We start from the raw sequence: 25,960 nt of genomic DNA, 5'->3' as shown, positions 1-25,960 counted from the left end.
ATGCCGAAGACCCATGAAGCGCAAGAACATTCTTTTCATCATGGCCGATCAAATGGCCGCGCCGATGCTGCCGTTCTACGGACCTTCCTCCATCAAGCTGCCGAATTTGAGCCGCCTCGCCGCACAGGGCGTGGTGTTCGACGCGGCCTATTGCAACAGCCCACTGTGTGCCCCCTCACGCTTCACCCTGGTCAGCGGCCAATTGCCGAGCAAGATCGGCGCCTACGACAACGCGGCGGATTTTCCCGCCGATGTGCCGACCTATGCCCACTACCTGCGGCGCCTCGGTTATCGCACCGCGCTGTCGGGCAAGATGCACTTCTGCGGTCCCGACCAACTGCACGGCTATGAAGAACGCCTGACCAGCGACATCTACCCCGCCGACTATGGCTGGGCGGTGAACTGGGATGAGCCGGACGTACGCCCCACCTGGTACCACAACATGTCCTCGGTGCTGCAAGCCGGCCCGTGCGTGCGTACCAACCAGCTGGATTTCGACGAAGAGGTGGTGTTCAAGGCCCAGCAGTACCTGTTCGACCACATCCGCGAAGACGGTGACCAACCGTTCTGCTTGACCGTGTCGATGACCCATCCCCACGACCCGTACACCATTCCCAAGCCGTTCTGGGACCTGTACGACGACAACGACATCCCTTTGCCTGCAACGCCGAACCAGGAAGATCTCGACCCGCATTCCCAGCGTCTGCTCAAGGTCTATGACCTGTGGGACAAGCCGCTGCCTGTGGATAAAATTCGCGACGCCCGCCGCGCCTACTTCGGCGCGTGCAGCTACATCGACAGCAATGTCGGCAAGCTGCTGCAGACCCTGGAAGACACCGGCCTGGCCGACGACACCATCATCATTTTCTCCGGCGACCACGGCGACATGCTCGGTGAACGCGGCCTCTGGTACAAAATGCACTGGTTTGAAATGGCCGCCCGCGTGCCGCTGCTGGTCAGTGCGCCGGGGCAATTTGCGCCGGGCCGCGTAACCCAGGCAGTGTCCACCGCCGACCTGCTGCCGACCCTGGTGGAACTGGCCGGCGGCGAGCTGGACCCGCGCCTGCCCCTGGACGGCCGCTCGCTGGTCCCGCACTTGCAGGGGCAGGGCGGGCATGACGAAGTCTTTGGCGAATACATGGCCGAAGGCACCATCAGCCCATTGATGATGATTCGCCGTGGCGCCTACAAATTCATCTACAGCGAAGACGACCCTTGTCTACTGTTCGATGTGCACAACGACCCGCACGAGCGGGAAGACCTCAGCCAGTCACCGGAACACCGGCCACTGTTCGAGGCGTTTTTGAATGAGGCGCGGGCCAAGTGGGACATCCCGGCGATCCACCAGCAGGTGCTCGCCAGCCAACGCCGTCGTCGCCTGGTATTCGAGGCGCTGACCCAAGGCAAGCTGAAGAGCTGGGATCACCAGCCACTGGTGGACGCCAGTCAGCAATACATGCGCAACCATATCGACCTCGACGACCTGGAGCGCAAGGCACGTTATCCACAACCCTGCCAAAACCAATAAATACAGAGGGAAGGCCATGCAAAAGTTAACTGCAGTAGTGGGCATGTTGGTGCTAAGTAGTGCCAATGCGTATGCGGACACCCGCTGTGAGACCGTGAAGATGGCCGATCCAGGCTGGAGCGACATTGCCGCCACCAACGCCATTACCGGTTTCCTGCTGAACGGCATGGGCTACAAGGCCAAGGTCGACACCCTGGCGGTGCCGATCACCTTCGGCGGGCTCAAGGACGGCCAGGTGGATGTGTTCCTGGGTAACTGGATGCCGGCGCAGCAGGGCTTCTACGACAAGTTCGTGGCCAACGGCGATGTGGTGCAGTTGGCGAAGAACCTCGACGGCACCGAGTTCACTCTCGCCGTGCCGGATTATGTGTGGGATGCCGGGGTGCATGACTTTGCCGACTTGAACAAATTCGCCGACAAGTTCGACAAGAAGATCTACGGCATCGGCTCGGGCGCGCCGGCAAATATCTCGCTGCAGGAGATCATCAAGAAGAATGACTTCGACCTTGGCCAGTGGAAGCTGATCGAGTCCAGCGAGCAGGCAATGCTGGCGGAAGTGTCACGGGCGGTGAAGAAGCAGAAATTCGTCACCTTCCTCGGCTGGACACCGCACCCGATGAACGTGCAACTGAAAATGCACTATCTCAAAGGCGGCGAGAAATACTTCGGTGACACCGGCAGTGTGTATACCTTGACCCGCAAAGGGTATGCGCAGGCCTGCCCTAACGTTGGCAAACTGTTGACCAACCTGAGTTTCACCCAGGAGATGGAGAACAGCATCATGGCTGAGGTGGCCAACAACAAGGTCAGCAATGCCGACGCGGCGAAGGCGTGGATCAAGGCGAACCCGGCTGTATTGGACAAATGGCTCGACGGTGTGAAAACCGTGGATGGCAAGGACGCGTTGCCGGCAGTAAAGGCCAAACTCTAGGGCCTTGCGCTATTCCAATGTGGGAGGGGGCTTGCTCCCGATAGCGGAGTGCCAGTCAGAGAGATTTAGACGGGTCCACCTATATCGGGAGCAAGCCCCCTCCCACAAGGACCAGTGTGTACTGATACCCTGAGTCAAACCTTTTCAGCCGAGTTATAAATGCCCCGGCCCAACCGCCATACACTCTTCCCCTTCCTCCGCTGGCTCCCGCGTCAAACCCGCGCCAGCGTCGGCCGGGACGCGCTGGTCGGCCTCAGCGGTGCCGTGCTCGCGCTGCCCCAGTCGATTGCCTACGCGCTGATCGCCGGTCTCCCACCGGAGTACGGTCTGTATGCCGCCATCATCCCGGTGCTGATCGCCTGCCTGTGGGGTTCATCCTGGCACCTGATCTGTGGCCCCACGGCAGCGATTTCCATCGTGCTGTACGCCAGCGTCAGCCCGTTGGCCGTGCCGGGGTCTCAGGACTACATCACCCTGATCCTGTTGCTGACATTCCTCGCCGGGGTATTCCAGTGGCTGCTGGGCATGCTGCGCTTTGGCGCGCTGGTGAACTTCGTCTCGCATTCGGTGGTGCTGGGTTTCACCCTCGGTGCCGCCGTGGTGATCGCCCTCGGGCAGCTGCCCAATCTGCTTGGCCTGGATTTACCGAGCCAGGCCACAGCGATCAATAGCCTGCTGGCGCTGATCGACCACGCTGGCGAGTGGGACCACGCCTCCCTCGCCCTTGGACTCGGTACTTTGCTGGTGGGCGCGTTGCTCAAATACCTTGTGCCTCGCTGGCCAACGCTACTGATCGCACTGACCCTGGGTAGCCTGGCAACGTGGCTATGGCCGGCGATGTTCGGGCATGTGGCGCTCGTCAGTTCGTTTATCGGCAAGCTGCCACCGTTCAGCCCGCTGCCGCTGGATCCGGACATGATCCTGCGCCTGCTGCCCAGCGCCGTTGCGGTGGGCATGCTGGGGCTGGTGACCAGCCTGTCGATTGCCCGTTCGCTGTCGGCCCGTTCGCAACAATTGCTCGATGCCAACCAGGAAGTTCGCGCCCAGGGTTTATCCAATATCGCTGGCGGATTTTTCTCCGGGTATCTGTCGGCAGGGTCGTTCACCCGCTCCGGCCTCAGCTATGAGTCGGGCGCCTGTTCGCCGTTGGCCGGGGTGTTTTCCGCAGTATGGGTGGCATTGTTTGCGCTGTTTGGCGCCGCATTGATCGCACATATTCCGATCCCGAGCATGGCCGCCAGCATCTTGCTGATTTCCTGGGGCCTGGTGGATCGTCGGGGTATTCGTGCGTTGTTCCGCGTGAGCCGCGCAGAGTTCGTAGTGATGAGCCTGACCTGTGTCGCCACCTTGTTGCTGGAGTTGCAAACGGCGATTTATGCGGGGGTGTTGGCGTCGTTGTTTTTCTACCTTAAGCGCACGTCGCAGCCACGGGTACAGCAATGGCGTGATGGGGAAGAGGATGTGTTGCGCGTCGGTGGGTCGATCTTCTTTGGCGCCAGCCATTACCTGCAAGTACGCCTGCAAAGCTTGCAGGGTGAACGGGTGGTGATCGAGGCGCAGCAGATCAACTTTATCGACTATTCCGGGGTGGAGATGCTGCACCAGGAGGCGCGTCGTTTAAGCGGGCTGGGCCGTAGCCTGACATTGCGCCGCGCCAGGCCGCAGGTGGTGGACGAGTTGAAAAAACTGGAGGGGGCCGATAAATGCCCCATCCAGTTTGAAGATTGATTACTGCGCCAACTGCCGGCGCAGTTCAGCCAACACCGGCGCCGAATCCGGACGAACACCACGCCACAGAAAGAACGCTTCGGCCGCCTGCTCCACCAGCATGCCCAGGCCATCCATCGCCACGGCTGCGCCTTGCTCACTGGCCCAACGGCAGAACGCAGTCGGTTCCTTGGCGTACATCATGTCGTAGCAAAACGTCTTGCCCGGTTCGATCAGGCTGCCGGCAATCGGCGGTACATCGCCTGACAGGCTGGCGGACGTGGCATTGATGATCACGTCCACCGGCTCACGCAGCCAGTCGAAACCACTGGCGGACACCGGGCCCAGGTCGTCGAACAGCTCGGCGAGCAATTCGGCTTTTTCCACGGTACGGTTGGCGATGATCAACGAAGCGGGACGTTCAGCCAGCAACGGCTCCAACGCGCCCCTTACCGCGCCACCCGCGCCCAGCAACAGGATGCGTCTGCCTTGCAGATTCAAGCCGGCGTTTACCGTCAGGTCACGCACCAGGCCGGCGCCGTCGGTGTTGTCGCCGAGCAACGTACCGTCAGCGAGTTTGCTCAAGGTGTTCACCGCCCCGGCGCGCTGGGCGCGTTCGGTGAGGCTGTTGGCCAGGCGATAGGCGTCTTCCTTGAACGGCACGGTGACGTTGGCACCTCGGCCCTGTTGGAAAAACTCACGGGCACAGCCGGTGAAATCCTCCAGCGGCGCGAGCAAGGTGCTGTAGTCCAGTTGTTCGCCAGTCTGCTCGGCGAACATACGGTGAATCAGCGGCGACTTGCTGTGGCCGATGGGGTTGCCGAACACCACATAACGATCCATCAAACAGCCGCCTTAGGCGCGGCGATGCCCAGCCAATCGCGGTCTTGCAGGAAGTAGTCGGTTAGGCGTGCTTCTTCGCTGCCGGCCTCGGCTTTCCAGTCGTAGCTCCAGCGCACCTGGGGCGGCAGCGACATCAGGATCGACTCGGTACGCCCGCCCGATTGCAGGCCGAACAGGGTGCCACGGTCGTAGACCAGGTTGAATTCAACGTAGCGGCCGCGACGCAATTCCTGGAACTGGCGTTGCTGTTCGGTATACGCGCTGGCTTTGCGACGTTGCACGATCGGCAGGTAGGCGTCGATGTAGGCGTCGCCGATGGCGCGGATGAAGGCGAAGCAGGTGTCGAAGTCCCACTCGTTCAAGTCGTCGAAGAACAGGCCGCCGATACCACGGGGCTCGTTGCGGTGCTTGATGTGGAAGTAGGTATCGCACCAGGCCTTGTAGCGCGAGTAAACGTCCGGGCCAAACGGCGCGCAGGCCTGCTCGGCCACGCGATGCCAGTGAATGCAGTCTTCTTCGTTGCCGTAGTAGGGCGTGAGGTCGAAGCCGCCACCGAACCACCACACCGGCTCTTCGCCTTCTTTTTCGGCGATGAAAAAACGCACGTTGGCGTGGGACGTCGGCACGTGTGGGTTGTGCGGATGAATCACCAGCGACACGCCCAGGGCTTCAAACCCGCGACCGGCCAGCTCGGGGCGATGCGCACTGGCTGACGGTGGGAGGCCGCTGCCGAACACGTGGGAAAAGTTAACGCCGCCCTTTTCGATGACCGAGCCGTTCTCGATCACACGGGTGCGACCGCCGCCGCCGGCAGGCCGGGTCCAGGCGTCTTCGATAAAGCGAGTGTCCGTCTCGAAGGTTTCCAGGGCGCTGCAAATGCGGTCTTGCAGGTCGAGCAGGTAGGCTTTGACAGCCTCGGTGCGAGTAGTCATGACATCACCTTGAATCGGGCAAAGCTACGCGAAGCCACAGGGCGTCGGCGGCAAATGGGCGCACAGGATACCACTGCGCTTAGATAGCACTGCACATAGCACTGCACTTAGGAGCGCCACAGTTGACGAAGATCAAGCTTAGGAGTCCGATAGGGGGCTACGCGAATTCGACCTCAGGAGAAGTGCAGATGGCCAAACGTATCCAGTTCAGCGCCCATGGCGGCCCCGACGTACTTGAATATGTGGACTACACACCGGCAGAGCCGGGCCCGCAGCAGGTTCGAGTGCGTAACGAGGCGATTGGCCTGAATTTCATCGATACCTATTTCCGCAGTGGCCTTTACGCGCCGCCGGCCCTGCCATCGGGGCTGGGCGCAGAAGGCGCCGGGGTGGTTGATGCGGTGGGCAGCGAAGTCACGCAATTTAAAGTCGGCGACCGCGTGGCCTACGGCAGCGGCCCACTCGGGGCCTACAGCGAATTGCACGTGCTGCCTGCCGCCAACCTGGTACACCTGCCGGACGACATCAGCTTCGAACAAGCCGCCGGCGCCATGCTCAAGGGCCTGACCGTGCAATACCTGCTGCGCCAGACCTATGAGCTCAAAGGTGGCGAGACCATCCTGTTCCACGCCGCCGCCGGTGGCGTGGGCTCCCTGGCCTGCCAATGGGCCAAGGCACTGGGCGTGAAGCTGATCGGTACCGTGAGCTCGCCAGAAAAAGCCGCCCTGGCCAAATCTCTCGGCGCGTGGGAAACCATCGACTACAGCAAGGAAAATGTCGCACAGCGCGTGCTGGAATTGACCGACGGCAAAAAGGTGCCTGTGGTCTACGACGGCGTCGGCAAAGACACCTGGCTGACCTCATTGGACAGCGTGGCGCCACGTGGCCTGGTGGTGAGCTTTGGCAACGCGTCGGGCGCGGTGGATGGGGTGAACCTGGGGATACTCGCGGCCAAAGGCTCGCTGTACGTGACACGGCCGACCCTGGCGACCTACGCCAACAATCCGGCGAACTTGCAGGTGATGGCGGATGATCTGTTTTCGATGATCAAGAGCGGCAAGGTGCGCATTGATATCAACCAGCGGTATTCGCTGGCGGACGCGGCGAAGGCACAGACGGAGTTGTCGGGGCGGCGTACCACTGGGTCGACCATTCTGTTGCCTTGAGGGCCTCTTCGGGGGCGGTGCAACGATTCCACTTGCCCCCCGATAGGCGCGACGCGGTCTCAGGAAGGCCGCACCACCTCACCCGTTGCCAAATCGCGAATCAGGCTCGGGTTCTTGCGCCCACCCAGGGCACCACCCAGAACCAGATCCACCTGCCCGCGAAAGTACTGCTCCACACGAATGCGCGTGCGCGCCGCCGGGCGGCCCTGGGGGTTGGCTGAGGTGGAAATCAACGGTCCCACCAGCGCGCACAAGTCCCGTACCAGCGGATGATCGCTCACCCGTAGCGCCACCGTGTCGTGCACACCGGTGACCCATTCCGGCAACAAATCCTGATGCGGCACCAGCCACGTATTCGGTCCGGGCCAGGTGCTGGCCATGCGTTCGATCCAGGTATCCGGGAAGTCTTCGAACAGAAAGTCGAATTGGCGAATATTGTCTGCCACCAGGATCAGGCCCTTGTCCACCGAACGGTTCTTGATCGCCAGCAGCCGATCCACCGCCTCTTCGTTCCATGGATCGCAACCCAGGCCCCAGACCGCTTCGGTTGGATAGGCAATCACCGCGCCTGCGCGAATTTCTCGTGCGGCTTCCAGCACACGCCACCTGTTGACCATTGTTCACTCTCCGGACTAAAGCTCTGGGCAGTTTACCGATCTTCTTTACAAAACCTAGTTCCAAAAAGCTGGCCGCTACAAAAGCTGGCCACGCGCAAGCCAGCGCCCGCTTTCGCAGATCACCAGGCCTTCAAGTTCCAACTCCGTGAGGGTCGCCAATACCTGGGCCAACGGCCGCCCACTGACCAGCGCCAGGGCTTCGCTGGTATGGGGCGCCGCGTGCAACAGCGCCACCAACGGATGTATCACAGGCATCGGCGCCGGGCGCGACAATGCCTGCCAACCACGCAAGCCTTCGAGGATGTGTTCAATGGTTTCCACCAGCATCGCACCATCACGGATCAACTGGTGACACCCCTTGGCCCCGGGATGATGGATGGAGCCCGGGATTGCATACACCTCGCGCCCTTGCTCGGCCGCGAGCTTGGCAGTGATCAGCGAGCCGCTGGCCATGCTGGCCTCCACCACCAGCACGCCCAGGGACAGGCCGCTGATGATGCGGTTGCGCCGGGGGAAGTTACCGGCCTGGGGCGCGGCGTCCAGCGGAAACTCGGAAACCACTGCGCTGCCTTGGGCAATCATCGCCGCCGCAAGCCGTCGATGGCGCTGTGGATAAAGATTTTCCAGGCCCGTGCCGAGTACGCCGATTGTATGCCCCCCCACATCCAAAGCGGCTTGATGGGCCGCACCGTCGATACCCAGCGCAAGGCCACTGGTGATGACAAAACCGGCGCTCGCCAGGCTGCGGGAAAATGCAGCGGCCGTGTCCATGCCGGGGCGGGATGCACGGCGGCTGCCGACCATCGCCAGTTGCGGTTTTTCCAGGATCCCGGGGTCGCCGGCGACAAATAAAAGCGGCGGGGCGTCATCTATCTGGGCGAGCAGTGCCGGGTACTCAGGTTGGTCCCACATCAGCAAATGCTGGTCCGGACGTTCCAACCAGGCCAACGCCTGACTGGCACCGTCGCGGATCTCATGGCTACGGCGGGCATCGGCGCTGATGGGTGACAACCCCAAGGAGCGCCACGCGCTGGCCGGGGCACCGATGGCCTTTGAAGCGCTGCCGAACGCTTCGATCAACAACCGAAAACGCTTCGGGCCTACCTCCGGCAGCCTGTGCAGGCGTAGGCGGGCTTCCAGTTCTGAAGGGGAAATTTCATTGCAGTTTTTCGAAAGCATCTGATCATCCTTGACCGGAACAAGCTGTGGATAACTCTGTTGGTAACTTATTTAGGAGGCTATTTATTACGGTCGAGGGGCAGTCTCGAAACGGGGGGATAAGTAGCGATTTCCTCATGGGGTGAATCTCCTTTATTATGTGCGTTCGCGTGAAATGCCAGGGCCTTCGCGGCTTTCGGGCGTTTCACACCGGCCGTATGGGTCCATTCCCACCGCCGATTTGCCTTTACCTCACATGTGCAGCAATTACGCTTATGGCTATTTTGAACATCCTCGAATTCCCCGACTCGCGCCTGCGCACAATCGCCAAGCCGGTGGCCGTAGTGGACGACAAGGTTCGTCAGCTGGTCGATGACATGTTTGAAACAATGTATGAAGCGCCTGGTATCGGCCTCGCCGCCACCCAGGTCAACGTGCATCTGCGCGTCGTGGTCATGGACCTGTCGGAAGATCGCAGCGAACCACGGGTGTATATCAACCCCGAGTTCGAACCGTTGACCGACGAGATGGGCGAATACCAGGAAGGCTGCCTCTCGGTACCGGAGTTCTACGAGAACGTCGAGCGCCCGCTGCGCGTGAAGATCAAGGCCCTCGACCGCGATGGCAAGCCGTTCGAACTGATTGCCGAAGGCCTGCTGGCCGTGTGCATCCAGCACGAATGCGACCACCTCAACGGCAAGCTGTTTGTCGATTACCTGTCCACGCTCAAACGCGACCGGATCAAGAAGAAGCTGGAAAAAAAGCATCGCCAGCAAGCTTGATGCCCTCCTTCCAAAGGCTTGCTGCGGCAAGCCTTTTTCTTTTGTGACTGCTTTTAACCGAGACCTCCCATGACCGAGCCATTGCGCATTGTTTTTGCCGGCACGCCTGAATTTGCCGCCGAACACCTCAAGGCCCTGCTTGCCAGCCCTTATGACATCGTCGCGGTGTACACCCAGCCGGATCGCCCGGCCGGTCGCGGGCAAAAACTGATGCCAAGCCCGGTCAAGCAGTTGGCGCTTGAGCACAACATCCCCGTGCTGCAACCGCCGACCCTGCGCAACGCCGAGGCCCAGGCTGAACTGGCGGCGCTGCAACCGGACTTGCTGGTGGTGGTGGCCTACGGTTTGATCCTGCCCCAGGTCGTGCTGGATATTCCACGCCTAGGCTGTATCAACAGCCACGCCTCACTGCTGCCACGCTGGCGCGGTGCGGCGCCGATCCAACGTGCCGTGGAGGCAGGCGACAGCGAAAGCGGCGTGACGGTGATGCGCATGGAGGCGGGTTTGGACACCGGCCCGATGCTGCTCAAAGTCACCACCCCGATCACGGCCGCAGACACCGGTGGCAGCCTGCACGACCGCCTCGCCGAAATGGGCCCGCCCGCCGTGATCCAGGCCATTGCCGGTCTCGCCGCTGGCACCCTGCAAGGTGAGGTGCAGGACGACAGCCTGGCCACCTACGCCCACAAGCTGAACAAGGACGAAGCCCGCATCGACTGGAGCCGCCCGGCTGTGGAGCTGGAACGCCTGGTGCGTGCCTTCAACCCGTGGCCGATCTGCCACAGCACCCTCAATGGCGAGGCCTTGAAAGTGTTGGCCGCGACCTTGGCCGACAGCAAAGGCACACCCGGTGAAATCATCGGTGCCAGCAAGGAGGGGCTGCTGGTCGCTTGCGGCGAACAGGCGCTGTGCCTGACCCGTCTGCAATTGCCCGGTGGCAAGGCGCTTAGTTTCAGCGATTTGTACAACAGTCGCCGTGAGAAATTTTCCCTGGGCACGATCCTCGGGGTGGCAACCCAATGAACCCACGTCTGGCCGCCGCCAAGGCCCTGGCCGCCGTACTCAACGGCAAGGCTTCGCTGAACAGTTCGCTGCCCACGCAGTTGGACAAGGTCGAAGACCGCGATCGTGGTTTCACCCAGGACCTGGCCTTCGGCACCGCCCGCTGGCAACCACGGTTGTCGGCGCTGGCAGCCAAGCTGCTGCAAAAACCGTTCAAGGCGGCCGATGCTGATGTCGAGGCGCTGCTGCTGGTCGGTCTCTATCAGCTGCTCTACACCCGCGTGCCGGCCCACGCCGCCATCGGTGAAACCGTCGGTTGCGCCGACAAGCTGAAAAAAACCTGGGCCAAGGCCCTGCTCAACGCGGTACTGCGCCGCGCCCAGCGCGAAAGCGAAGCGCTGCTGGCCGAGTTGGAACATGACCCGGTGGTGCGCACCGCTCACCCGCGCTGGCTGCAAAAATCCCTGAAGGCCTTCTGGCCCGAGCAATGGGAAGCCATTTGCGCGGCCAACAACGCGCACCCGCCGATGATCCTGCGGGTCAACCGCCGCCATCACCGCCGTGATGCGTATCTGCACTTGCTGACGAGCGCAGGTATTAACGCTACGCCCTGCGCGTACAGCAGCGACGGCATTGTGCTGGAAGCGGCCACCGACGTGCGCAGCCTGCCGGGCTTCGCCGAAGGCTGGATCAGTGTGCAGGACGAAGCCGCGCAACTGGCCGCCGACCTGCTCGACCTGGCTCCCGGTCAGCGTGTACTGGACGCCTGCTGTGCTCCAGGCGGTAAGACGTGTCACATCCTCGAAGTTGAAAAGGACCTGGCCGGTGTAGTGGCGGTCGATCTGGAAGCCAAGCGTCTGGTGCGTGTACGGGAGAATCTCGCACGCCTGGGCCTCAGCGCCGAGCTGATCGCTGCCGACGGCCGCGACACCGCCACCTGGTGGGACGGCAAACCGTTCCAACGCATCCTGCTTGACGCGCCGTGTTCCGCCACCGGTGTGATCCGCCGTCACCCGGACATCAAGCTCACCCGCCAACCCGACGACATCACCGCCCTGGCGGTGCTGCAAGGCGAACTGCTCGACGCACTGTGGCCGACCCTCGAAGTCGGCGGCATCCTGCTTTACGCCACCTGCTCCACCTTGCCCACCGAAAATACCGAGGTGATCGAAGCCTTTCTCGCCCGCACCAGCGGCGCGCGGGAACTGGACCTCGCCACGGCAGCCGGTATCAAGCAGCCCCATGGCCGCCAGTTACTCGCGCAGGAAGGCGGGCATGATGGTTTCTACTACGCCAAACTGATCAAGATCGCCGCCGCACGCGGCTGAACGGGTTTAAGGGAGTGACCGGATGAAAATCATCATCCTTGGAGCAGGGCAGGTTGGCGGCACACTGGCCGAACATTTGGCCAGTGAAGCCAATGACATCACCGTGGTCGACACCGATGCCGAGCGCCTGCGCAACCTGGGCGACCGCCTGGATATCCGCACCGTACAAGGCCGGGCGTCGTTTCCCACCGTGCTGCGTCAGGCGGGTGCCGACGACGCCGACATGCTGGTCGCGGTCACCAACAGCGACGAGACCAATATGGTCGCCTGCCAGGTCGCCCACACCCTGTTCCACACCCCGACCAAGATCGCCCGGGTGCGTGAAGCCGCCTACCTGACCCGCGCCGGCCTGTTCGATAACGACGCCATCCCCGTGGACGTTCTGATCAGCCCGGAACAGGTCGTCACCCACTACATCAAGCGCCTGATCGAAATCCCGGGCGCCTTGCAGGTGATCGACTTCGCCGGCGGCAAGGCGCAACTGGTGGCGGTGAAGGCCTACTACGGTGGACCGCTGGTGGGTCAGCAATTGCGTCAACTGCGTGAACACATGCCGAATGTGGAAACCCGCGTAGCCGCGATTTTCCGACGTGACCGGCCGATCCTGCCCCAGGGCGATACGGTGATCGAGGCCGATGACGAAGTATTCTTCATCGCTGCCAAAGCGAATATTCGTGCCGTCATGAGTGAAATGCGTCGGCTCGATGAGAGCTACAAACGCATCGTCATCGCCGGCGGCGGGCAGATTGGCGAGCGCCTGGCCGAAGCGATCGAGAGTCGCTACCAGGTGAAAATCATCGAGATGAGCCCGGCACGCTGCCGGCATTTGTCCGACACCCTGGACAGCACGGTCGTACTGCAAGGCAGTGCCTCGGACCGCGACCTGCTGATGGAAGAAAACATCGCCGACGCGGATATCTTCCTGGCCCTGACCAACGATGACGAGGCCAACATCATGTCGTCCTTGCTGGCCAAGCGGCTGGGGGCCAAGAAGGTCATGACCATCATCAACAACCCGGCCTATGTCGACCTGATCCAGGGCGGCGATATCGACATCGCCATCAGCCCGCAACTGGCCACCATCGGCACCTTGCTTGCCCACGTGCGCCGGGGCGATATCGTCAGCGTGCACTCCCTGCGCCGGGGGGCGGCGGAGGCCATCGAGGCGATTGCCCACGGTGATTCGAAGTCGAGCAAAGTGATCGGCAAGGCCATCCGCGATATAGGCCTGCCGCCGGGCACCACCATTGGCGCAATCATTCGTGATGAGGAAGTGATCATCGCCCACGACGACACGGTGATCGCCACGGGTGACCACGTGATCCTGTTCCTGGTGGATAAAAAACATATCCGCGATGTGGAGAAGCTGTTCCACGTGGGATTGAGCTTTTTCTGATCAACCGGAGTGACCGACATGCTCGAATCCCTGGAAAAAATGCTCGCCAAGGGTGTGGATAATTCCCTGCTGCGCTTTGGGCTGGGCAAGGGTTATCTGGACCTGAAGGACAATGCCAAGGCGGCGGAGCATTTGCACAAATGCGTCGAGTTCGATCCGAAGTATTCGGCGGCGTGGAAGTTGTTGGGCAAGGCGCAGCTGGGGCAGGGTGATAACGCCGCGGCGCGACAGGCGTGGGAGAAGGGCATCGAAGCGGCCCAGGCCCATGGCGACAAGCAGGCCGAGAAAGAAATGACGGTGTTCCTGAAGAAACTCGACCGCCAAAGCTAAGCAGATCGAAAATGTGGGAGGGGGCTTGCTCCCGATAGCAGTGTGTCAGCCAATGCATAGTTGACTGAACCACCGCTATCGGGGCAAGCCCCCTCCCACATTTAGTCAGCAGTGGGTCAGTACCACCGCTCTTCACCCGGCGGGCGTTTCTTGAAGCGCTTCATGCTCCACATGTACTGGCTCGGGTAGGCGCCGACATAACGCTCCACCACTTTGCTCATCGCCGCGCAGGAGGTGGCGGTGTCGGTGCTGTACATGTCTTCCGGCGCCACTTCCAGGATCACTTTGTAGCCCGAACCGTCCGGCAGCCGCAGCGCATGCAGGAACACCCCCACGGCCTTGTGGCCGGCGAGCATGTTCGGCACGAACTTGCTGGTGAGCGCCTGGGTGGCGAAGAACGGCACGAAGATCCCTGCGGACTCGGCCGGCTCCGGGTCGGCCGGAATACCTACCTGGCCGCCCTTGCGCACTTCCTTGATCACACTGAGGATGCCTTCCTTGGTGGACGCCGCCACGCGGTTACCCAGTTGTACGCGCTGCTTGCGCAGCAACTCGTCCACCGCCTTGAGCTTGGGCGGGCGGTAAAAAATGATCGGTTTGCACTGGCTGCAATAGAAGTGGTTCAACACCTCCCAGTTGCCCAGGTGGCTGGTGATGCCGACCACACCTTTGCCCGAGGCCAGGGCTTCGTGCAGCACCTCAAGGCCTTCGACTTCACGCACCAGGTCGATGGAGCGCTGGGCCGGCCAGATCCAGGCGCAGGCGCTTTCGGTAAGGGACTTGCCGATGTCCTTCAGGCTCTGGCCAACCAGGCGCTCGCGCGCGGCGGGGTCCATGTCCGGGAAGCATTTAGATAGGTTGATCCGCACCGTGTCACGGGAGCGGTTAGGGGTTTTCCACATGATCCAGCCGATGGCCGTGCCGACCGCTTGAACCGCGCGCCAGGGCAATAGGGCAAACAACCGAAGAGCGCCTACCAGCAAGGCGCCTTTAAACTTTTCCACAGGTCACTCCTGATCGTGTGTGGTGCGCAAAGCCGCCATTCTAACCGGCGTTGGCCAAGTCCGCGTAACGGTCGCAGTCCTGGGTGTGGTCCATGACCATGCCCGAGGCCTGCATGAACGCGTAACAGATGGTCGGGCCGACAAAGGTGAAGCCGGCTTTCTTGAGTGCTTTGCTCATGGCTTCAGCCTCCGGCGTAATCGCAGGCACTTCGCTGCGGTCCTTGAAATGGTTGACCTTGGGCACGCCGCCGACAAACGACCAGAGCCACCCCACCGGATCTTCAAGCGCCAGCCAGGCTGCGGCGTTGCGCCGGGTGGCGTTGAGCTTGAGGCGGTTACGCACAATGCCAGGGTCAAGCATCAGCGCTTCGATCTCGGCATCGGTCAGCTGTGCCAGACGCCGGGCATCAAAACCAAACAAGACCTTTCGATAATGCTCGCGTTTGCGTAAAACGGTGATCCAGGACAGGCCCGCCTGGAACCCTTCGAGCAAAAGCAACTCGAACAAACCCTGCGCATCGCGCAGCGGCGTTCCCCACTCCTGATCGTGATAAGCCATGTACAGCGGATCTTCAGAACACCAAAAGCAGCGTGGCATAAGGCTCCAGGGGATGGTGGCGCGGCCGAATCGGGTATACTCCCGCTCTTTAAATCGCAGCCCAAGTAACAGGTGAATTTCGTGAGCCAGCCTACGCCAGCCGTGCGTACCTTCCAAGACTTGATCCTCGCCCTCCAGCAATACTGGGCCGAGCAAGGTTGTGTGGTACTTCAGCCCTACGATATGGAAGTAGGCGCCGGCACTTTCCACACCGCTACATTCCTGCGGGCCATCGGCCCGGAAACCTGGAACGCCGCTTATGTGCAGCCCAGTCGTCGCCCGACTGACGGCCGCTACGGCGAAAACCCGAACCGTCTGCAGCACTACTATCAGTTCCAGGTAGTCCTGAAGCCGAACCCGGACAACTTCCAGGAACTGTACCTGGGCTCGCTCAAGCACGTGGGCCTCGACCCGCTGGTGCACGACATCCGTTTCGTCGAAGACAACTGGGAGTCGCCCACCCTCGGCGCCTGGGGCCTGGGCTGGGAAGTCTGGCTCAATGGCATGGAAGTCACCCAGTTCACCTACTTCCAACAGGCCGGTGGCATCGAGTGCTACCCGGTGACCGGCGAGATCACCTACGGCCTCGAGCGCCTGGCCATGTACCTGCAGGGCGTGGATTCGGTCTACGACCTGGTGTGGGCTGACGGCCCGTTCGGCAAAGTGACCTATGGCGATGTGTTCCACCAGAACGAAGTGGAGCAATCGACCTACAACTTCGAACACGCCAACGTCGACAAGCTGTTCGAACTGTTCGACTTCTATGAAAGCGAAGCCAAGCGCCTGATCGAACTCGACCAGCCGCTGCCGTTGCCGAGCTATGAAATGGTGTTGAAGGCCTCCCATACCTTCAACCTGCTGGACGCCCGCCGTGCCATCTCGGTAACCGCGCGCCAGCAATACATCCTGCGTGTACGCACCCTGGCGCGTTCCGTCGCCCAAGCCTACCTGCTGGCTCGCGCCAAGCTGGGCTTCCCGATGGCCACCCCGGACCTGCGTGATGAAGTGTTGGCTAAGCTGGAGGCTGCACAATGAGTGCTCAAGATTTCCTGGTTGAACTGGGCACCGAAGAGCTGCCACCCAAGGCACTCAATACCCTGGCCGATGCGTTCCTGGCCGGTATCGAAAAAGGCCTGCAGAGCGCCGGCCTGAAGTTTGAAGCGAAGAAAGTCTACGCCGCGCCGCGCCGCCTGGCCGTGTTGCTGACCGCGCTGGAAACCCAGCAGCCGGACCGCAGCATCAACCTCGACGGCCCGCCACGCCAGGCGGCTTTCGACGCCGAAGGCAACCCGACCCAAGCCGCACTGGGCTTCGCCAAGAAGTGCGGTGTGGAGCTGAGCGAGATCGACCAGAGCGGTCCGAAACTGCGTTTCAGCCAGGTCATCACAGGCAAGCCCACCGCCAGCCTGTTGCCGACCATCGTCGAAGACTCCCTGAACGACCTGCCGATTCCCAAGCGCATGCGCTGGGGCGCGCGCAAGGAAGAGTTCGTACGCCCGACCCAGTGGCTGGTGATGCTGCTCGGTGACCAGGTCATCGATTGCACCCTCCTCGCCCAGAAAGCTGGCCGTGATTCCCGTGGCCATCGCTTCCACCATCCACAAGCGGTGCGCATCACTTCGCCGGCTAACTATGCCGCCGATCTGCGTGCTGCCTACGTGCTGGCCGATGCCAACGAGCGTCGCGAGCTGATCAGCAAGCGCACCGAAGAACTCGCCCGCCTGCAGGAAGGCACCGCCATCGTGCCGCCAAGCCTGCTCGACGAAGTGACCGCGCTGGTTGAATGGCCGGTGCCGCTGGTGTGCTCGTTCGAAGAACGTTTCCTCGATGTGCCGCAGGAAGCGCTGATCACCACCATGCAGGACAACCAGAAGTATTTCTGCCTGCTGGACGTGGACGGCAAGTTGCTGCCGCGCTTTATCACCGTGGCCAACATCGAAAGCAAGGACCCGCAGCAGATCATCGCCGGTAACGAGAAAGTCGTGCGTCCGCGCCTGACTGACGCCGAGTTCTTCTTCAAGCAAGACAAGAAGCAGAAACTCGAAGACTTCAACCTGCGCCTGCAGAACGTGGTATTCCAGGAAAAACTCGGCAGCGTCTACGACAAGGCCGTGCGCGTTTCCAAGCTGGCGGCCTACATTGCCCCACGCATCGGCGGTGATGCCGCCTGGGCTGCGCGTGCAGGCTTGCTGTCCAAGTGCGACCTGGCCACCGAAATGGTCGGCGAGTTCCCGGAGATGCAGGGCGTTGCCGGTTACTACTACGCCCTCAACGATGGCGAGGCGGACGATGTCGCGCTGGCGCTGAACGAGCAGTACATGCCGCGTGGCGCCGGCGCCGAGCTGCCGACCACCCTGACCGGTGCGGCCGTGGCCATCGCCGACAAGCTGGATACCCTCGTCGGTATCTTCGGTATCGGCATGCTGCCTACCGGTAGCAAAGACCCGTATGCCCTGCGTCGCGCGGCCCTCGGCGTGCTGCGTATCCTGATCGACAAGAAGCTCGACCTCGACCTGACCCAGGCCGTGGTGTTCGCGGTCGGCCAGTTCGGTGGCAAGGTCAAGCAAGCCGGCCTGGCCGAGCAAGTGCTGGAGTTCGTGTTCGACCGCCTGCGTGCGCGTTATGAAGACGAAGGCGTGGACGTTTCCGTCTACCTGTCGGTACGTGCCCTGCAACCGGGTTCGGCACTGGACTTCGATCAGCGCGTACAAGCCGTACAGGCGTTCCGTAAGCTGCCGGAAGCCGACGCCCTGGCCGCTGTGAACAAGCGAGTGTCGAACCTGCTGGGCAAGGCCGAAGGCCTGGGCAACGCCGATGTCGACCCAGGCCTGTTTGCCGACGCCAAGGAGTTCTCGCTGAACTCAGCCATTGCCAAGGCAGAGAACGCGGTGAAGCCGCTGATCGCCGAACGCAATTACGCCGAAGCCCTGGCACGCCTGGCGACCTTGCGTGAGCCGGTGGATGCGTTCTTCGAAGCGGTGATGATCAATGCCGAAGATGCCGGCGTGCGGAAAAACCGCTACGCCATGCTGGCGCGTCTGCGTGGCCTGTTCGTCAACATCGCTGACATTTCGACGCTGAGCTGACCATGTTGAAACTGCTGATTCTCGATCGGGACGGGGTGATCAACTACGACTCCGACGCTTACATCAAGTCGGTGGCGGAATGGATTCCACTGCCCGGTTCGATCGAGGCCATCGCGCAGTTGAGCAAAGCCGGCTGGACGGTGGCCATCGCCACCAACCAGTCCGGCATCGCCCGCGGCTATTACGACATCGCCACCCTGGACGCCATGCACGCACGCTTGCGCACCCTGGTGGCGGAGCAGGGCGGGGAAGTGGGGCTGGTGGTGTATTGCCCTCACGGGCCGGATGAGGGCTGCGATTGCCGCAAACCCAAGCCTGGCATGTTGAAAATCATTGCAGAACATTACAAGGTGCCCTTGGCTGGGATATGGTTCGTCGGGGACAGCCTCGGTGACCTGGAGGCGGCCAAAGCCGTCGACTCTCAGCCAGTTTTGGTAAAGACCGGGAAAGGCGAAAAGACCCAGGCGAAAAACCTGCCGGTAGGCACCTTGATTTTTGACGATCTGGCGGCGGTTGCCGCAGAACTTATCAACAACTAGCCGCCCTCGACTTCCTGGCCAAGGACTGTTCGGGAGTGCGCTTTTAACAGGCGGGCCATGTCCCGCAACGGTAAATGCCGCCATGTCGATTTTGCAGGCCATCAGAACCTTTTTCTTTTACCTGCTGCTGGGCACCAGTTCGTTTCTCTGGTGCACCCTGAGCTTTTTTATTGCGCCGTTCCTGCCGTTCAAGGCGCGCTATCGCTTTATCAACGTCTATTGGTGCCGCTGCGCGTTGTGGCTGACCAAGGTGTTCCTGAACATTCGCTTCGAGATCAAGGGCGCTGAAAACGTACCGGACCAGCCGTGTGTGATTCTGTCGAACCACCAGAGCACCTGGGAGACCTTCTTCCTCTCGGCTTACTTCTCGCCATTGAGCCAGGTGCTCAAGCGCGAGCTGTTGTACGTGCCGTTCTTCGGCTGGGCCATGGCCATGTTGCGCCCGATCGCCATCGACCGTGACAACCCCAAGGCGGCGCTCAAGCACGTCGCCAAGAAGGGCGATGAACTGCTCAAGGATGGCGTGTGGGTGCTGATCTTCCCGGAAGGTACGCGGGTACCCTTTGGGACAGTAGGCAAGTTCTCTCGCGGCGGTACCGCATTGGCAGTCAACGCCAACCTGCCGGTGCTGCCGATTGCGCATAACGCTGGCAAGTTCTGGCCGAAGGCGGGCTGGGCAAAACGCGCGGGCACCATCACTGTGGTGATAGGCGAGCCAATGTACGCAGAAGGGGAAGGCCCACGCGCCATTGCCGCGCTGAATGACCGTGCCCAGGCATGGAATGAAGCGCAGCAGCGGGCCATGGGTTCCCTGCCGCCGGAGCCGATTGTGGTGGAGACGCCGGTGGTATGAGCATCTGTGGATAACCTGTGTACGCTTTGTTGGCGAATTGGCTTTTTTTGGTCCTAATAAGTTGATTTAGTTAGATATTTCCAAATCCATCAAAACCGCAAAAAACGTGCATAAGTTTTTTCCGCATTAAAAAACCGGTCCTTGAGACCGGTTTTTTATGCACAGCACAAAGGTACGTTTTAGCCGTCGTCCAGCAAGGGCAGCTGCAGGCTGAAAGAGGTGCCTTTGCCCACGGTGCTTTCACACTCGATACGGCCCCCATGACGCTCCACCACCGCCTTGACCATGCTCAGTCCCAACCCCAGCCCTTCGCTGCCTTGGGCCGAGTCAAAGCGTTTGTACTGGCTGAACAGTTCAGGCAAATCCTCGGCGGCTATCCCTGGGCCCTGGTCGCTGATGCGGCATTCCAACCAGCCTTGCGCGCTGCTGTGTCGCAGCCGGACAGTGGTACCGGACGGGGAATATTTGATCGCGTTCTCCAGCACATTGAACAATGCGCGGGTGAGCAGCGATTGATCGGCTGACACCATCCCTTCGTCGGCCTCGTCCAGATCGTGGACCAGGTGAATCCCCTTGAGCTGGGCGATCACGGCCACTTGATCAAAGGCATCCATTACCAGCATGGCGAACAGCGTAGGCTCGAACTGGTAGCCATCGGCCTCAGCCCTCGCCAGTTGCACAAATGATTCGGTCAGGCTCAAGGCGCGGCGTACTTGTTGCTCTATCTGGGCAAATATCGGCGACTCACTGCCGTGCACATCCAACAGGGCGAGGATCGCCGAGTGGGGTGCACGCAAGTCGTGAGAGAGGAAACGCAGCATGGTTTCCCGATGCTGCTGGGCCTCGCGTTCCTTGCTCAGATCAGTAAGGCTCAACAGCCAGCCAAGCGCGACATCCCCTTCGGCCGGCAGCAAGGGGGCAAGTTCCATGCGCAGGCTGCGTTGATGGATATCACGAAACTCAACGAGTTCCAGTGTCGAGAGGGGGGGGCGTACGCCATTGTGCAGCGGTGGATAACCCAGGTCGGCCAGTTGCTCCAGAAGGTTATGGTTGATCAAGTCATTGCCGAACACTTCCCGGGCGATGCGGTTGGCCAACAGGACATTACCCTGGGTGTCTGTGATCAACGTCGCCACCGGCAGGCATTCCAATCCATCGGCCATAAACCGTCGGGTGTCCCGCGTACGACTGACGGCTTGCTCCAAGGCAAAGATACGGCCCTGCAATACGTCACCCTTATTGGCGGGTGCACGGCGGCGCTCGGGCAAGACTTTGGGTTCGTTATCCAGGCGCGTCAATTCCCAGCCGAAGTAGGCCAGGATCACGCTGAGACGCCGCCAGTTCCAGATCAGATAGCTGAGCAGCAAACCGATCAAGCAGGCCGCAGGCGACCACCAGTAGCCCAGGCGCAACAAGGCCGCTGAACCCACCAAGGCCATGCACATGCACCCCAGGGTCATCCACAGCGCATAGCGTGGGCGGTAGAGCAGCAGGCCCAGCAACATCGCCACCAGGGACGTTGCGATCAGTGCGGCCAGCCAGCCGGGCAAGTCCACAATACTTCGATCTTGCAGCAAGCCATTGAGCACATTGGCCTGGATCTCCACACCCGCTGTGGTGCCGGCCATAGGAGAGAGCGGTGTGACAAAGCGATCGCCCATACCCGACGCTGTCGCCCCCACCAGAATCAGACGGCCCCGCAACCGCTCGGGAGGGACCTCACCACGTAATACGCTGACATAAGACACGCTCGGGAAATGGGTGTCGGCAGCAATAAACGGGATACGGACCGCATGCTCCCGGTGCCAATCCTGGGTGATCGATGGCAGAGGTTCCCCGGGCATCTCGGCCGATTGCCCACTCATCGCGAAAGCCAGCCACGCTAACTGAAGCGCCGTGGCACCGGCTGGCCCCTCCCGCATATACAGCCTGCGGACCACGCCATCGCTATCCGCCTCCACATTGATATGCCCGACACCCTTGGCACATTTGAGCAGTGACAGCATTTGTGCCCCAGACTGGCTGTAGCTGGCCGAATCGTCACGAGCCAAGGGCAACAATACGTTGCCGGCGTTGCACACCGCGTCGGCCAGGCGCTTGTCATTGACCGGGTTACCGGGCTCGCTGAAGATCACATCAAACAGGATACCGGCCGGCTGCGCCGCGCTCAGGCGATCGATCAGGTCGGCGTGCACACTACGCGGCCAGGGCCACTGGCCGAGTTTCTTCAGGCTAGGGTCATCGATGGTCACCAGCAGGATGCGCGGATCCACCGGCAGGGGCGCCAGACGTCGAAGGCTGTCGTATAGCGGGTTGTTCAAGGCCAGGCCAGGACTCATCGAGAGGTAGGCAGTGATTGGCAACAGCAGCAAACCGATCCATAACCACTCACGTACCAGACCGTGGAACAGGCGCTGGGCATGGGTGGGTTGGCGCTTTTCGGCCTTTCCCCAGAGCGTCATGGATCAACGCGCCTGAGTTGTTGGCGTGCGATAGAAGATGGCATAGACCCCCGATTCCTCCTCAGGCGTTGCACGGCGTAAGCCGACACACGTACGTGATAGAACGACGCGTTGAGCCCAGTGAAGCTCATTTTCGACGCGGTGGAAAAAAATTCCTGCTGGATGTTCATAACGGCGGGAACTCCAAAGGGCATCCACTATCGGGGCGCAGGAGTTTACGACAGCGCACGCGTCGGCTGATCCTTTTCCTTAACGCCTGGAGCCGGTATCTTTCCCACATAGGTATGGAGAGCTTTCAATGGCGTATTCGCTTATTGATCCCAGCGTACCGAGAGATCCAAGGGGTCGACGAACCTGAGCACAATTCTTCAGATTCATTGACCGGCATCTGCGCAGTACGTGCCCTTCAATACGACTGCCGTACTCTTCGAGAAGAAAGGACCCACCCATGCGTGTCGCAATACTGGATGACGAACCCGCTGAATTGCGACGGGTGGAACAGACACTGCGACAAATCCCCAGCACCGCCGAACAACCCTGGGCACTGCATTGCTTCGAGCGCGGCGAAGACCTGCTGCGTCAGTTGCGTCGGGAGACCTTCGACCTGCTGATACTCGACTGGCAACTGCCCGACATCACCGGTATTGCCTTACTGCGCTGGACCCGTGAACACATGGAGTCGCCACCGGCAGTCATCATGCTCACCAGCCGTGATGCCGAAAGCGATATCGTCAGCGCATTGAACAGCGGGGCCGACGACTACGTCAGCAAACCCTTTCGTCCTAACGAACTGAAGGCACGAGTGACAGCCGTTCTACGTCGGCATGGCCTGCAGAGATCGGCAACCCCTGAAGTGCAGAGTTTCAACGACCTGACCTTCGACGATGCAGAGTTGACCGTCACACGCGCAGGCAAACCGATCAACCTTACCGAGCGCGAATACCGCCTGGCGAGCTGCTTGTTCGCCAATCTGGCTCGGCCGCTGTCGCGTGAGTATCTTTATGAGCGGTTCTGGACCCATGAAGAAATGGTGTCCTCGCGGCCGCTGGATACGCATATCTATCGGCTACGCAACAAGCTCGGGCTTACCGCTGATAGAGGTTGGCAGTTGTTGACGATCTATGGGTATGGGTATCGATTGGAGAGTGTGGCGGCGGCTTCTTCTCATGGATAAAAAACACGATGTTCCACGTGGAGCATTTTGCGGAAGATGATTTCCACGCAATAAAAAAGGCCAACGCATAACGTTGGCCTTTTTTATTTTGCGCGTCGTGCCTGGATCAGAAATCCAGGTTAGACACTGCCAGGGCATTGCTCTCGATGAAGTCACGGCGAGGTTCGACCGCATCACCCATCAGGGTGTTGAAGATCTGGTCTGCGCCAATGGCATCTTCGATGGTTACGCGCAGCATACGGCGCTGGGCTGGGTCCATGGTGGTTTCCCACAGTTGATCCGGGTTCATTTCGCCCAGACCTTTGTATCGCTGGATCGTATGGCGCTTGGTGCTTTCCGCCATCAACCAGTCCAGGGCTTCCTTGAACTCCTTGACCGCTTTCTTACGCTCGCCACGCTGAATATAAGCACCGTCGTCCAGCAGGGTGCTCAGTTGCGCGCCGAGGGTCACAACGGTCTTGTAGTCGTTGCTGCCGAAGAAGTCGCGGTTGAAGGTGACGTAGTTCGACAGGCCGTGGGAGATCAATTCGACCTCTGGCAGCCAGACGTTACGTTCACGGTCTTCACGCAGGCTGGCTTTGTACACCAGGCCGGATTTTTCGACAGTGCGTAGGCGCACTTCGTACTGGGCCAGCCATTCCTGCATGTGTGCGTGGTCGCCCAACTGCTCCAGGCTTACGGACGGCAGGTAGATGAAGTGCTCGGTTAATTCCTGTGGGTACAGGCGCGACAGGCGCTTGAGTGTCTTCATCACCATACGGAAGTCGTTAACCAGACGCTCCAGCGCCTCACCGGAGATCCCCGGGGCTTCGTCGTTCAAGTGCAGGCTGGCATCTTCCAGGGCCGACTGCGTCATGTACTCTTCCATGGCGTCGTCGTCTTTGATGTACTGTTCTTGCTTGCCTTTCTTCACTTTGTACAACGGCGGCTGGGCGATGTAGATGTAGCCACGCTCGATCAGCTCCGGCAACTGACGGAAGAAGAATGTCAGCAGCAGGGTACGGATGTGCGAACCGTCGACGTCAGCATCGGTCATGATGATGATGTTGTGATAGCGCAGCTTGTCGATGTTGTACTCGTCTCGGCCAATACCGCAGCCCAGTGCCGTGATCAAGGTGCCGACTTCCTGGGAGGAAATCATCTTGTCGAAACGAGCCTTCTCCACGTTGAGGATCTTACCCTTCAACGGCAGGATGGCCTGGGTGCGACGGTTACGACCCTGCTTGGCGGAACCGCCAGCAGAGTCACCTTCCACCAGGTACAGTTCGGAGAGGGCAGGGTCCTTCTCCTGGCAGTCAGCCAGTTTGCCTGGCAAGCCGGCAATATCCAGCGCACCTTTACGGCGGGTCATCTCACGGGCTTTACGCGCCGCTTCACGGGCACGCGCGGCATCGATCATCTTGCCGACAACCAGCTTGGCTTCGTTCGGGTTTTCCAGCAGGAAGTCGGAGAAGTACTTACCCATCTCTTGTTCAACCGCAGTTTTCACTTCGGAAGACACCAGCTTGTCTTTGGTCTGGGAGCTGAACTTAGGGTCCGGCACTTTCACCGAGATGATTGCGGTCAGGCCTTCACGGGCATCGTCACCGGTGGTGGCGACCTTATGCTTCTTCGCCAGGCCTTCGGCTTCGATATAGGTGTTCAGGTTACGTGTCAGCGCCGAACGGAAACCCACCAAGTGAGTACCACCGTCACGCTGTGGAATGTTGTTGGTGAAGCACAACAGGTTCTCGTTGAAGCTGTCGTTCCATTGCAGGGCGATTTCAACGCCGATGCCGTCTTCACGCTGGATGTTGAAGTGGAACACCTGGTTGACCGCAGTCTTGTTGGTGTTCAGGTATTCAACGAACGCACGCAAGCCGCCTTCGTATTTGAACAGCTCTTCCTTGCCGCTGCGCTCATCCTTGAGGACGATGCCGACACCGGAGTTGAGGAAGGACAATTCACGAATCCGCTTGGCCAGGATGTCCCAGCTGAAGTGGATGTTCTTGAAGGTATCAGCCGATGGCTTGAAATGGATCTGGGTACCGGTGCTTTCACTGTCACCAACGATTTTCATCGGCTCCTGTGGCACACCGTGGACGTAGGTCTGCTCCCAGATCTTGCCACTGCGGCGAACGGTCAGGATCAGCTCTTCGGAAAGAGCGTTCACCACCGACACACCCACACCGTGCAGACCACCGGAGACTTTATAGGAGTTGTCGTCGAACTTACCGCCGGCGTGGAGCACGGTCATGATGACCTCTGCCGCCGAAACACCTTCTTCTTTGTGCACATCTACCGGGATGCCGCGACCGTTGTCGCGCACAGTAATGGATTCGTCCGGATGGATGATGATGCTGATGTCGTCGCAGTGACCGGCCAAAGCTTCGTCGATGGAGTTGTCGACCACCTCGAACACCATGTGGTGCAGACCGCTACCGTCATCAGTGTCGCCAATGTACATACCGGGACGTTTGCGTACGGCATCCAAACCTTTCAGCACTTTAATGCTGGTCGAGTCGTACGTGTTTTCTTCGCTCAT

General features: G+C 60.6%; 22 protein-coding genes. 14 read left to right on the top strand and 8 right to left on the bottom strand.

From position 1 onward, the window contains the following. The first annotated feature begins 13 nt into the window (after positions 1 to 13). The 3 genes from betC to F6S08_RS01015 all read left to right on the top strand — a co-directional run bounded on the left by betC (position 14) and on the right by F6S08_RS01015 (position 4,187). Positions 14 to 1,528 (top strand): choline-sulfatase, encoded by a 1,515-nt coding sequence (betC, locus tag F6S08_RS01025; RefSeq protein ID WP_074848089.1) that lies wholly within the window; start codon positions 14 to 16, stop codon positions 1,526 to 1,528. Between the two features lie 16 nt (positions 1,529 to 1,544). After that, positions 1,545 to 2,459: a choline ABC transporter substrate-binding protein gene (gene choX, locus F6S08_RS01020; protein ID WP_065926825.1), complete on the top strand. Its 915-nt coding sequence runs from the start codon at positions 1,545 to 1,547 to the stop codon at positions 2,457 to 2,459. Positions 2,460 to 2,618: 159 nt separating this feature from the next. Beyond that, positions 2,619 to 4,187: a SulP family inorganic anion transporter gene (locus F6S08_RS01015; RefSeq protein ID WP_137211757.1), complete on the top strand. Its 1,569-nt coding sequence runs from the start codon at positions 2,619 to 2,621 to the stop codon at positions 4,185 to 4,187. On the opposite strand, the gene aroE is transcribed toward F6S08_RS01015, so the two are convergent. Next, entirely contained in the window at positions 4,188 to 5,009 is an 822-nt protein-coding gene (gene aroE / locus F6S08_RS01010) for a shikimate dehydrogenase (protein ID WP_253492701.1), read from the bottom strand. It abuts the gene before it with no gap. Further along, positions 5,009 to 5,941 (bottom strand): oxygen-dependent coproporphyrinogen oxidase, encoded by a 933-nt coding sequence (hemF, locus tag F6S08_RS01005; RefSeq protein WP_315871165.1) that lies wholly within the window; start codon positions 5,939 to 5,941, stop codon positions 5,009 to 5,011. Before hemF ends, aroE begins: the two co-directional genes overlap by 1 nt. Before the next feature lie 188 nt (positions 5,942 to 6,129). Between hemF and F6S08_RS01000 the strand changes: the two genes are divergently transcribed. Next, positions 6,130 to 7,107: a quinone oxidoreductase family protein gene (locus F6S08_RS01000; RefSeq protein WP_065926821.1), complete on the top strand. Its 978-nt coding sequence runs from the start codon at positions 6,130 to 6,132 to the stop codon at positions 7,105 to 7,107. Between the two features lie 59 nt (positions 7,108 to 7,166). On the opposite strand, the gene F6S08_RS00995 is transcribed toward F6S08_RS01000, so the two are convergent. Together F6S08_RS00995 and dprA are read right to left on the bottom strand one after the other, a co-directional pair. Then, on the bottom strand, positions 7,167 to 7,724 hold the full coding sequence (locus tag F6S08_RS00995) for an L-threonylcarbamoyladenylate synthase (protein ID WP_027608149.1): 558 nt from the start codon (positions 7,722 to 7,724) through the stop codon (positions 7,167 to 7,169). 75 nt (positions 7,725 to 7,799) lie between these two features. Beyond that, positions 7,800 to 8,903: a DNA-processing protein DprA gene (gene dprA, locus F6S08_RS00990; protein ID WP_065926820.1), complete on the bottom strand. Its 1,104-nt coding sequence runs from the start codon at positions 8,901 to 8,903 to the stop codon at positions 7,800 to 7,802. Between the two features lie 254 nt (positions 8,904 to 9,157). Between dprA and def the strand changes: the two genes are divergently transcribed. From def to F6S08_RS00965, 5 genes are all read left to right on the top strand, one after another. Further along, entirely contained in the window at positions 9,158 to 9,664 is a 507-nt protein-coding gene (def, locus tag F6S08_RS00985; protein ID WP_005783383.1) for a peptide deformylase, read from the top strand. Positions 9,665 to 9,733: 69 nt separating this feature from the next. Then, positions 9,734 to 10,687 (top strand): methionyl-tRNA formyltransferase, encoded by a 954-nt coding sequence (fmt, locus tag F6S08_RS00980; protein ID WP_065946450.1) that lies wholly within the window; start codon positions 9,734 to 9,736, stop codon positions 10,685 to 10,687. Continuing rightward, on the top strand, positions 10,684 to 11,994 hold the full coding sequence (gene rsmB / locus F6S08_RS00975; protein ID WP_315871164.1) for a 16S rRNA (cytosine(967)-C(5))-methyltransferase RsmB: 1,311 nt from the start codon (positions 10,684 to 10,686) through the stop codon (positions 11,992 to 11,994). The genes fmt and rsmB overlap by 4 nt, the downstream gene beginning before the upstream one ends. 22 nt (positions 11,995 to 12,016) lie before the next feature. Next, positions 12,017 to 13,390: a Trk system potassium transporter TrkA gene (trkA, locus tag F6S08_RS00970; protein WP_027608153.1), complete on the top strand. Its 1,374-nt coding sequence runs from the start codon at positions 12,017 to 12,019 to the stop codon at positions 13,388 to 13,390. Between the two features lie 18 nt (positions 13,391 to 13,408). Further along, positions 13,409 to 13,720, top strand: coding sequence for a tetratricopeptide repeat protein (locus F6S08_RS00965; protein WP_065926817.1), 312 nt, complete (start codon positions 13,409 to 13,411; stop codon positions 13,718 to 13,720). Between the two features lie 116 nt (positions 13,721 to 13,836). Here F6S08_RS00965 and F6S08_RS00960 read toward each other — a convergent pair whose 3' ends face one another. Together F6S08_RS00960 and F6S08_RS00955 are read right to left on the bottom strand one after the other, a co-directional pair. Further along, positions 13,837 to 14,724 carry a lysophospholipid acyltransferase gene (locus F6S08_RS00960; protein ID WP_315871163.1) on the bottom strand — a complete coding sequence of 296 codons (888 nt, stop codon included), beginning with the start codon at positions 14,722 to 14,724 and terminating at the stop codon, positions 13,837 to 13,839. A gap of 40 nt (positions 14,725 to 14,764) precedes the next feature. After that, entirely contained in the window at positions 14,765 to 15,322 is a 558-nt protein-coding gene (locus F6S08_RS00955) for a DNA-3-methyladenine glycosylase I (protein WP_065926816.1), read from the bottom strand. 81 nt (positions 15,323 to 15,403) lie between these two features. Between F6S08_RS00955 and glyQ the strand changes: the two genes are divergently transcribed. From glyQ to F6S08_RS00935, 4 genes are all read left to right on the top strand, one after another. Next, positions 15,404 to 16,357, top strand: a complete 954-nt coding sequence (gene glyQ, locus F6S08_RS00950) for a glycine--tRNA ligase subunit alpha (protein ID WP_003187265.1) — start codon at positions 15,404 to 15,406, stop codon at positions 16,355 to 16,357. Beyond that, positions 16,354 to 18,408 carry a glycine--tRNA ligase subunit beta gene (glyS, locus tag F6S08_RS00945; RefSeq protein ID WP_065926815.1) on the top strand — a complete coding sequence of 685 codons (2,055 nt, stop codon included), beginning with the start codon at positions 16,354 to 16,356 and terminating at the stop codon, positions 18,406 to 18,408. Before glyQ ends, glyS begins: the two co-directional genes overlap by 4 nt. Before the next feature lie 2 nt (positions 18,409 to 18,410). Continuing rightward, entirely contained in the window at positions 18,411 to 18,947 is a 537-nt protein-coding gene (gene gmhB / locus F6S08_RS00940; RefSeq protein ID WP_162494271.1) for a D-glycero-beta-D-manno-heptose 1,7-bisphosphate 7-phosphatase, read from the top strand. A gap of 82 nt (positions 18,948 to 19,029) precedes the next feature. Continuing rightward, positions 19,030 to 19,800, top strand: coding sequence for a lysophospholipid acyltransferase family protein (locus tag F6S08_RS00935; protein ID WP_065926814.1), 771 nt, complete (start codon positions 19,030 to 19,032; stop codon positions 19,798 to 19,800). Between the two features lie 179 nt (positions 19,801 to 19,979). On the opposite strand, the gene F6S08_RS00930 is transcribed toward F6S08_RS00935, so the two are convergent. After that, entirely contained in the window at positions 19,980 to 22,262 is a 2,283-nt protein-coding gene (locus F6S08_RS00930) for a CHASE2 domain-containing protein (RefSeq protein ID WP_074848081.1), read from the bottom strand. 448 nt (positions 22,263 to 22,710) lie between these two features. On the opposite strand from F6S08_RS00930, the gene F6S08_RS00925 reads away from it, so the two are divergent. Next, positions 22,711 to 23,436: a response regulator transcription factor gene (locus F6S08_RS00925; RefSeq protein WP_065926812.1), complete on the top strand. Its 726-nt coding sequence runs from the start codon at positions 22,711 to 22,713 to the stop codon at positions 23,434 to 23,436. Positions 23,437 to 23,542: 106 nt separating this feature from the next. Here F6S08_RS00925 and gyrB read toward each other — a convergent pair whose 3' ends face one another. Then, on the bottom strand, positions 23,543 to 25,960 hold the full coding sequence (gene gyrB / locus F6S08_RS00920) for a DNA topoisomerase (ATP-hydrolyzing) subunit B (protein ID WP_065926811.1): 2,418 nt from the start codon (positions 25,958 to 25,960) through the stop codon (positions 23,543 to 23,545).

The sequence above is a fragment of the Pseudomonas sp. JV449 genome (assembly GCF_032424295.1).
Classification (GTDB): Bacteria; Pseudomonadota; Gammaproteobacteria; order Pseudomonadales; family Pseudomonadaceae; genus Aquipseudomonas; species Aquipseudomonas marginalis.
The sequence above is the reverse complement of the archived record's forward strand: the minus strand, read 5'-3'. Positions and strand labels throughout refer to the sequence as shown.

Bases quoted from the DNA above. Each gene is read 5' to 3' on its own strand.
- betC (WP_074848089.1), top strand. From the start codon at position 14: ATGAAGCGCAAGAACATTCTTTTCATCATGGCCGATCAAATGGCCGCG.
- choX (WP_065926825.1), top strand. From the start codon at position 1,545: ATGCAAAAGTTAACTGCAGTAGTGGGCATGTTGGTGCTAAGTAGTGCC.
- F6S08_RS01015 (WP_137211757.1), top strand. From the start codon at position 2,619: ATGCCCCGGCCCAACCGCCATACACTCTTCCCCTTCCTCCGCTGGCTC.
- aroE (WP_253492701.1), bottom strand. From the start codon at position 5,009: ATGGATCGTTATGTGGTGTTCGGCAACCCCATCGGCCACAGCAAGTCG.
- hemF (WP_315871165.1), bottom strand. From the start codon at position 5,941: ATGACTACTCGCACCGAGGCTGTCAAAGCCTACCTGCTCGACCTGCAA.
- F6S08_RS01000 (WP_065926821.1), top strand. From the start codon at position 6,130: ATGGCCAAACGTATCCAGTTCAGCGCCCATGGCGGCCCCGACGTACTT.
- F6S08_RS00995 (WP_027608149.1), bottom strand. From the start codon at position 7,724: ATGGTCAACAGGTGGCGTGTGCTGGAAGCCGCACGAGAAATTCGCGCA.
- dprA (WP_065926820.1), bottom strand. From the start codon at position 8,903: ATGCTTTCGAAAAACTGCAATGAAATTTCCCCTTCAGAACTGGAAGCC.
- def (WP_005783383.1), top strand. From the start codon at position 9,158: ATGGCTATTTTGAACATCCTCGAATTCCCCGACTCGCGCCTGCGCACA.
- fmt (WP_065946450.1), top strand. From the start codon at position 9,734: ATGACCGAGCCATTGCGCATTGTTTTTGCCGGCACGCCTGAATTTGCC.
- rsmB (WP_315871164.1), top strand. From the start codon at position 10,684: ATGAACCCACGTCTGGCCGCCGCCAAGGCCCTGGCCGCCGTACTCAAC.
- trkA (WP_027608153.1), top strand. From the start codon at position 12,017: ATGAAAATCATCATCCTTGGAGCAGGGCAGGTTGGCGGCACACTGGCC.
- F6S08_RS00965 (WP_065926817.1), top strand. From the start codon at position 13,409: ATGCTCGAATCCCTGGAAAAAATGCTCGCCAAGGGTGTGGATAATTCC.
- F6S08_RS00955 (WP_065926816.1), bottom strand. From the start codon at position 15,322: ATGCCACGCTGCTTTTGGTGTTCTGAAGATCCGCTGTACATGGCTTAT.
- glyS (WP_065926815.1), top strand. From the start codon at position 16,354: ATGAGTGCTCAAGATTTCCTGGTTGAACTGGGCACCGAAGAGCTGCCA.
- gmhB (WP_162494271.1), top strand. From the start codon at position 18,411: ATGTTGAAACTGCTGATTCTCGATCGGGACGGGGTGATCAACTACGAC.
- F6S08_RS00935 (WP_065926814.1), top strand. From the start codon at position 19,030: ATGTCGATTTTGCAGGCCATCAGAACCTTTTTCTTTTACCTGCTGCTG.
- F6S08_RS00930 (WP_074848081.1), bottom strand. From the start codon at position 22,262: ATGACGCTCTGGGGAAAGGCCGAAAAGCGCCAACCCACCCATGCCCAG.
- F6S08_RS00925 (WP_065926812.1), top strand. From the start codon at position 22,711: ATGCGTGTCGCAATACTGGATGACGAACCCGCTGAATTGCGACGGGTG.
- gyrB (WP_065926811.1), bottom strand. From the start codon at position 25,960: ATGAGCGAAGAAAACACGTACGACTCGACCAGCATTAAAGTGCTGAAA.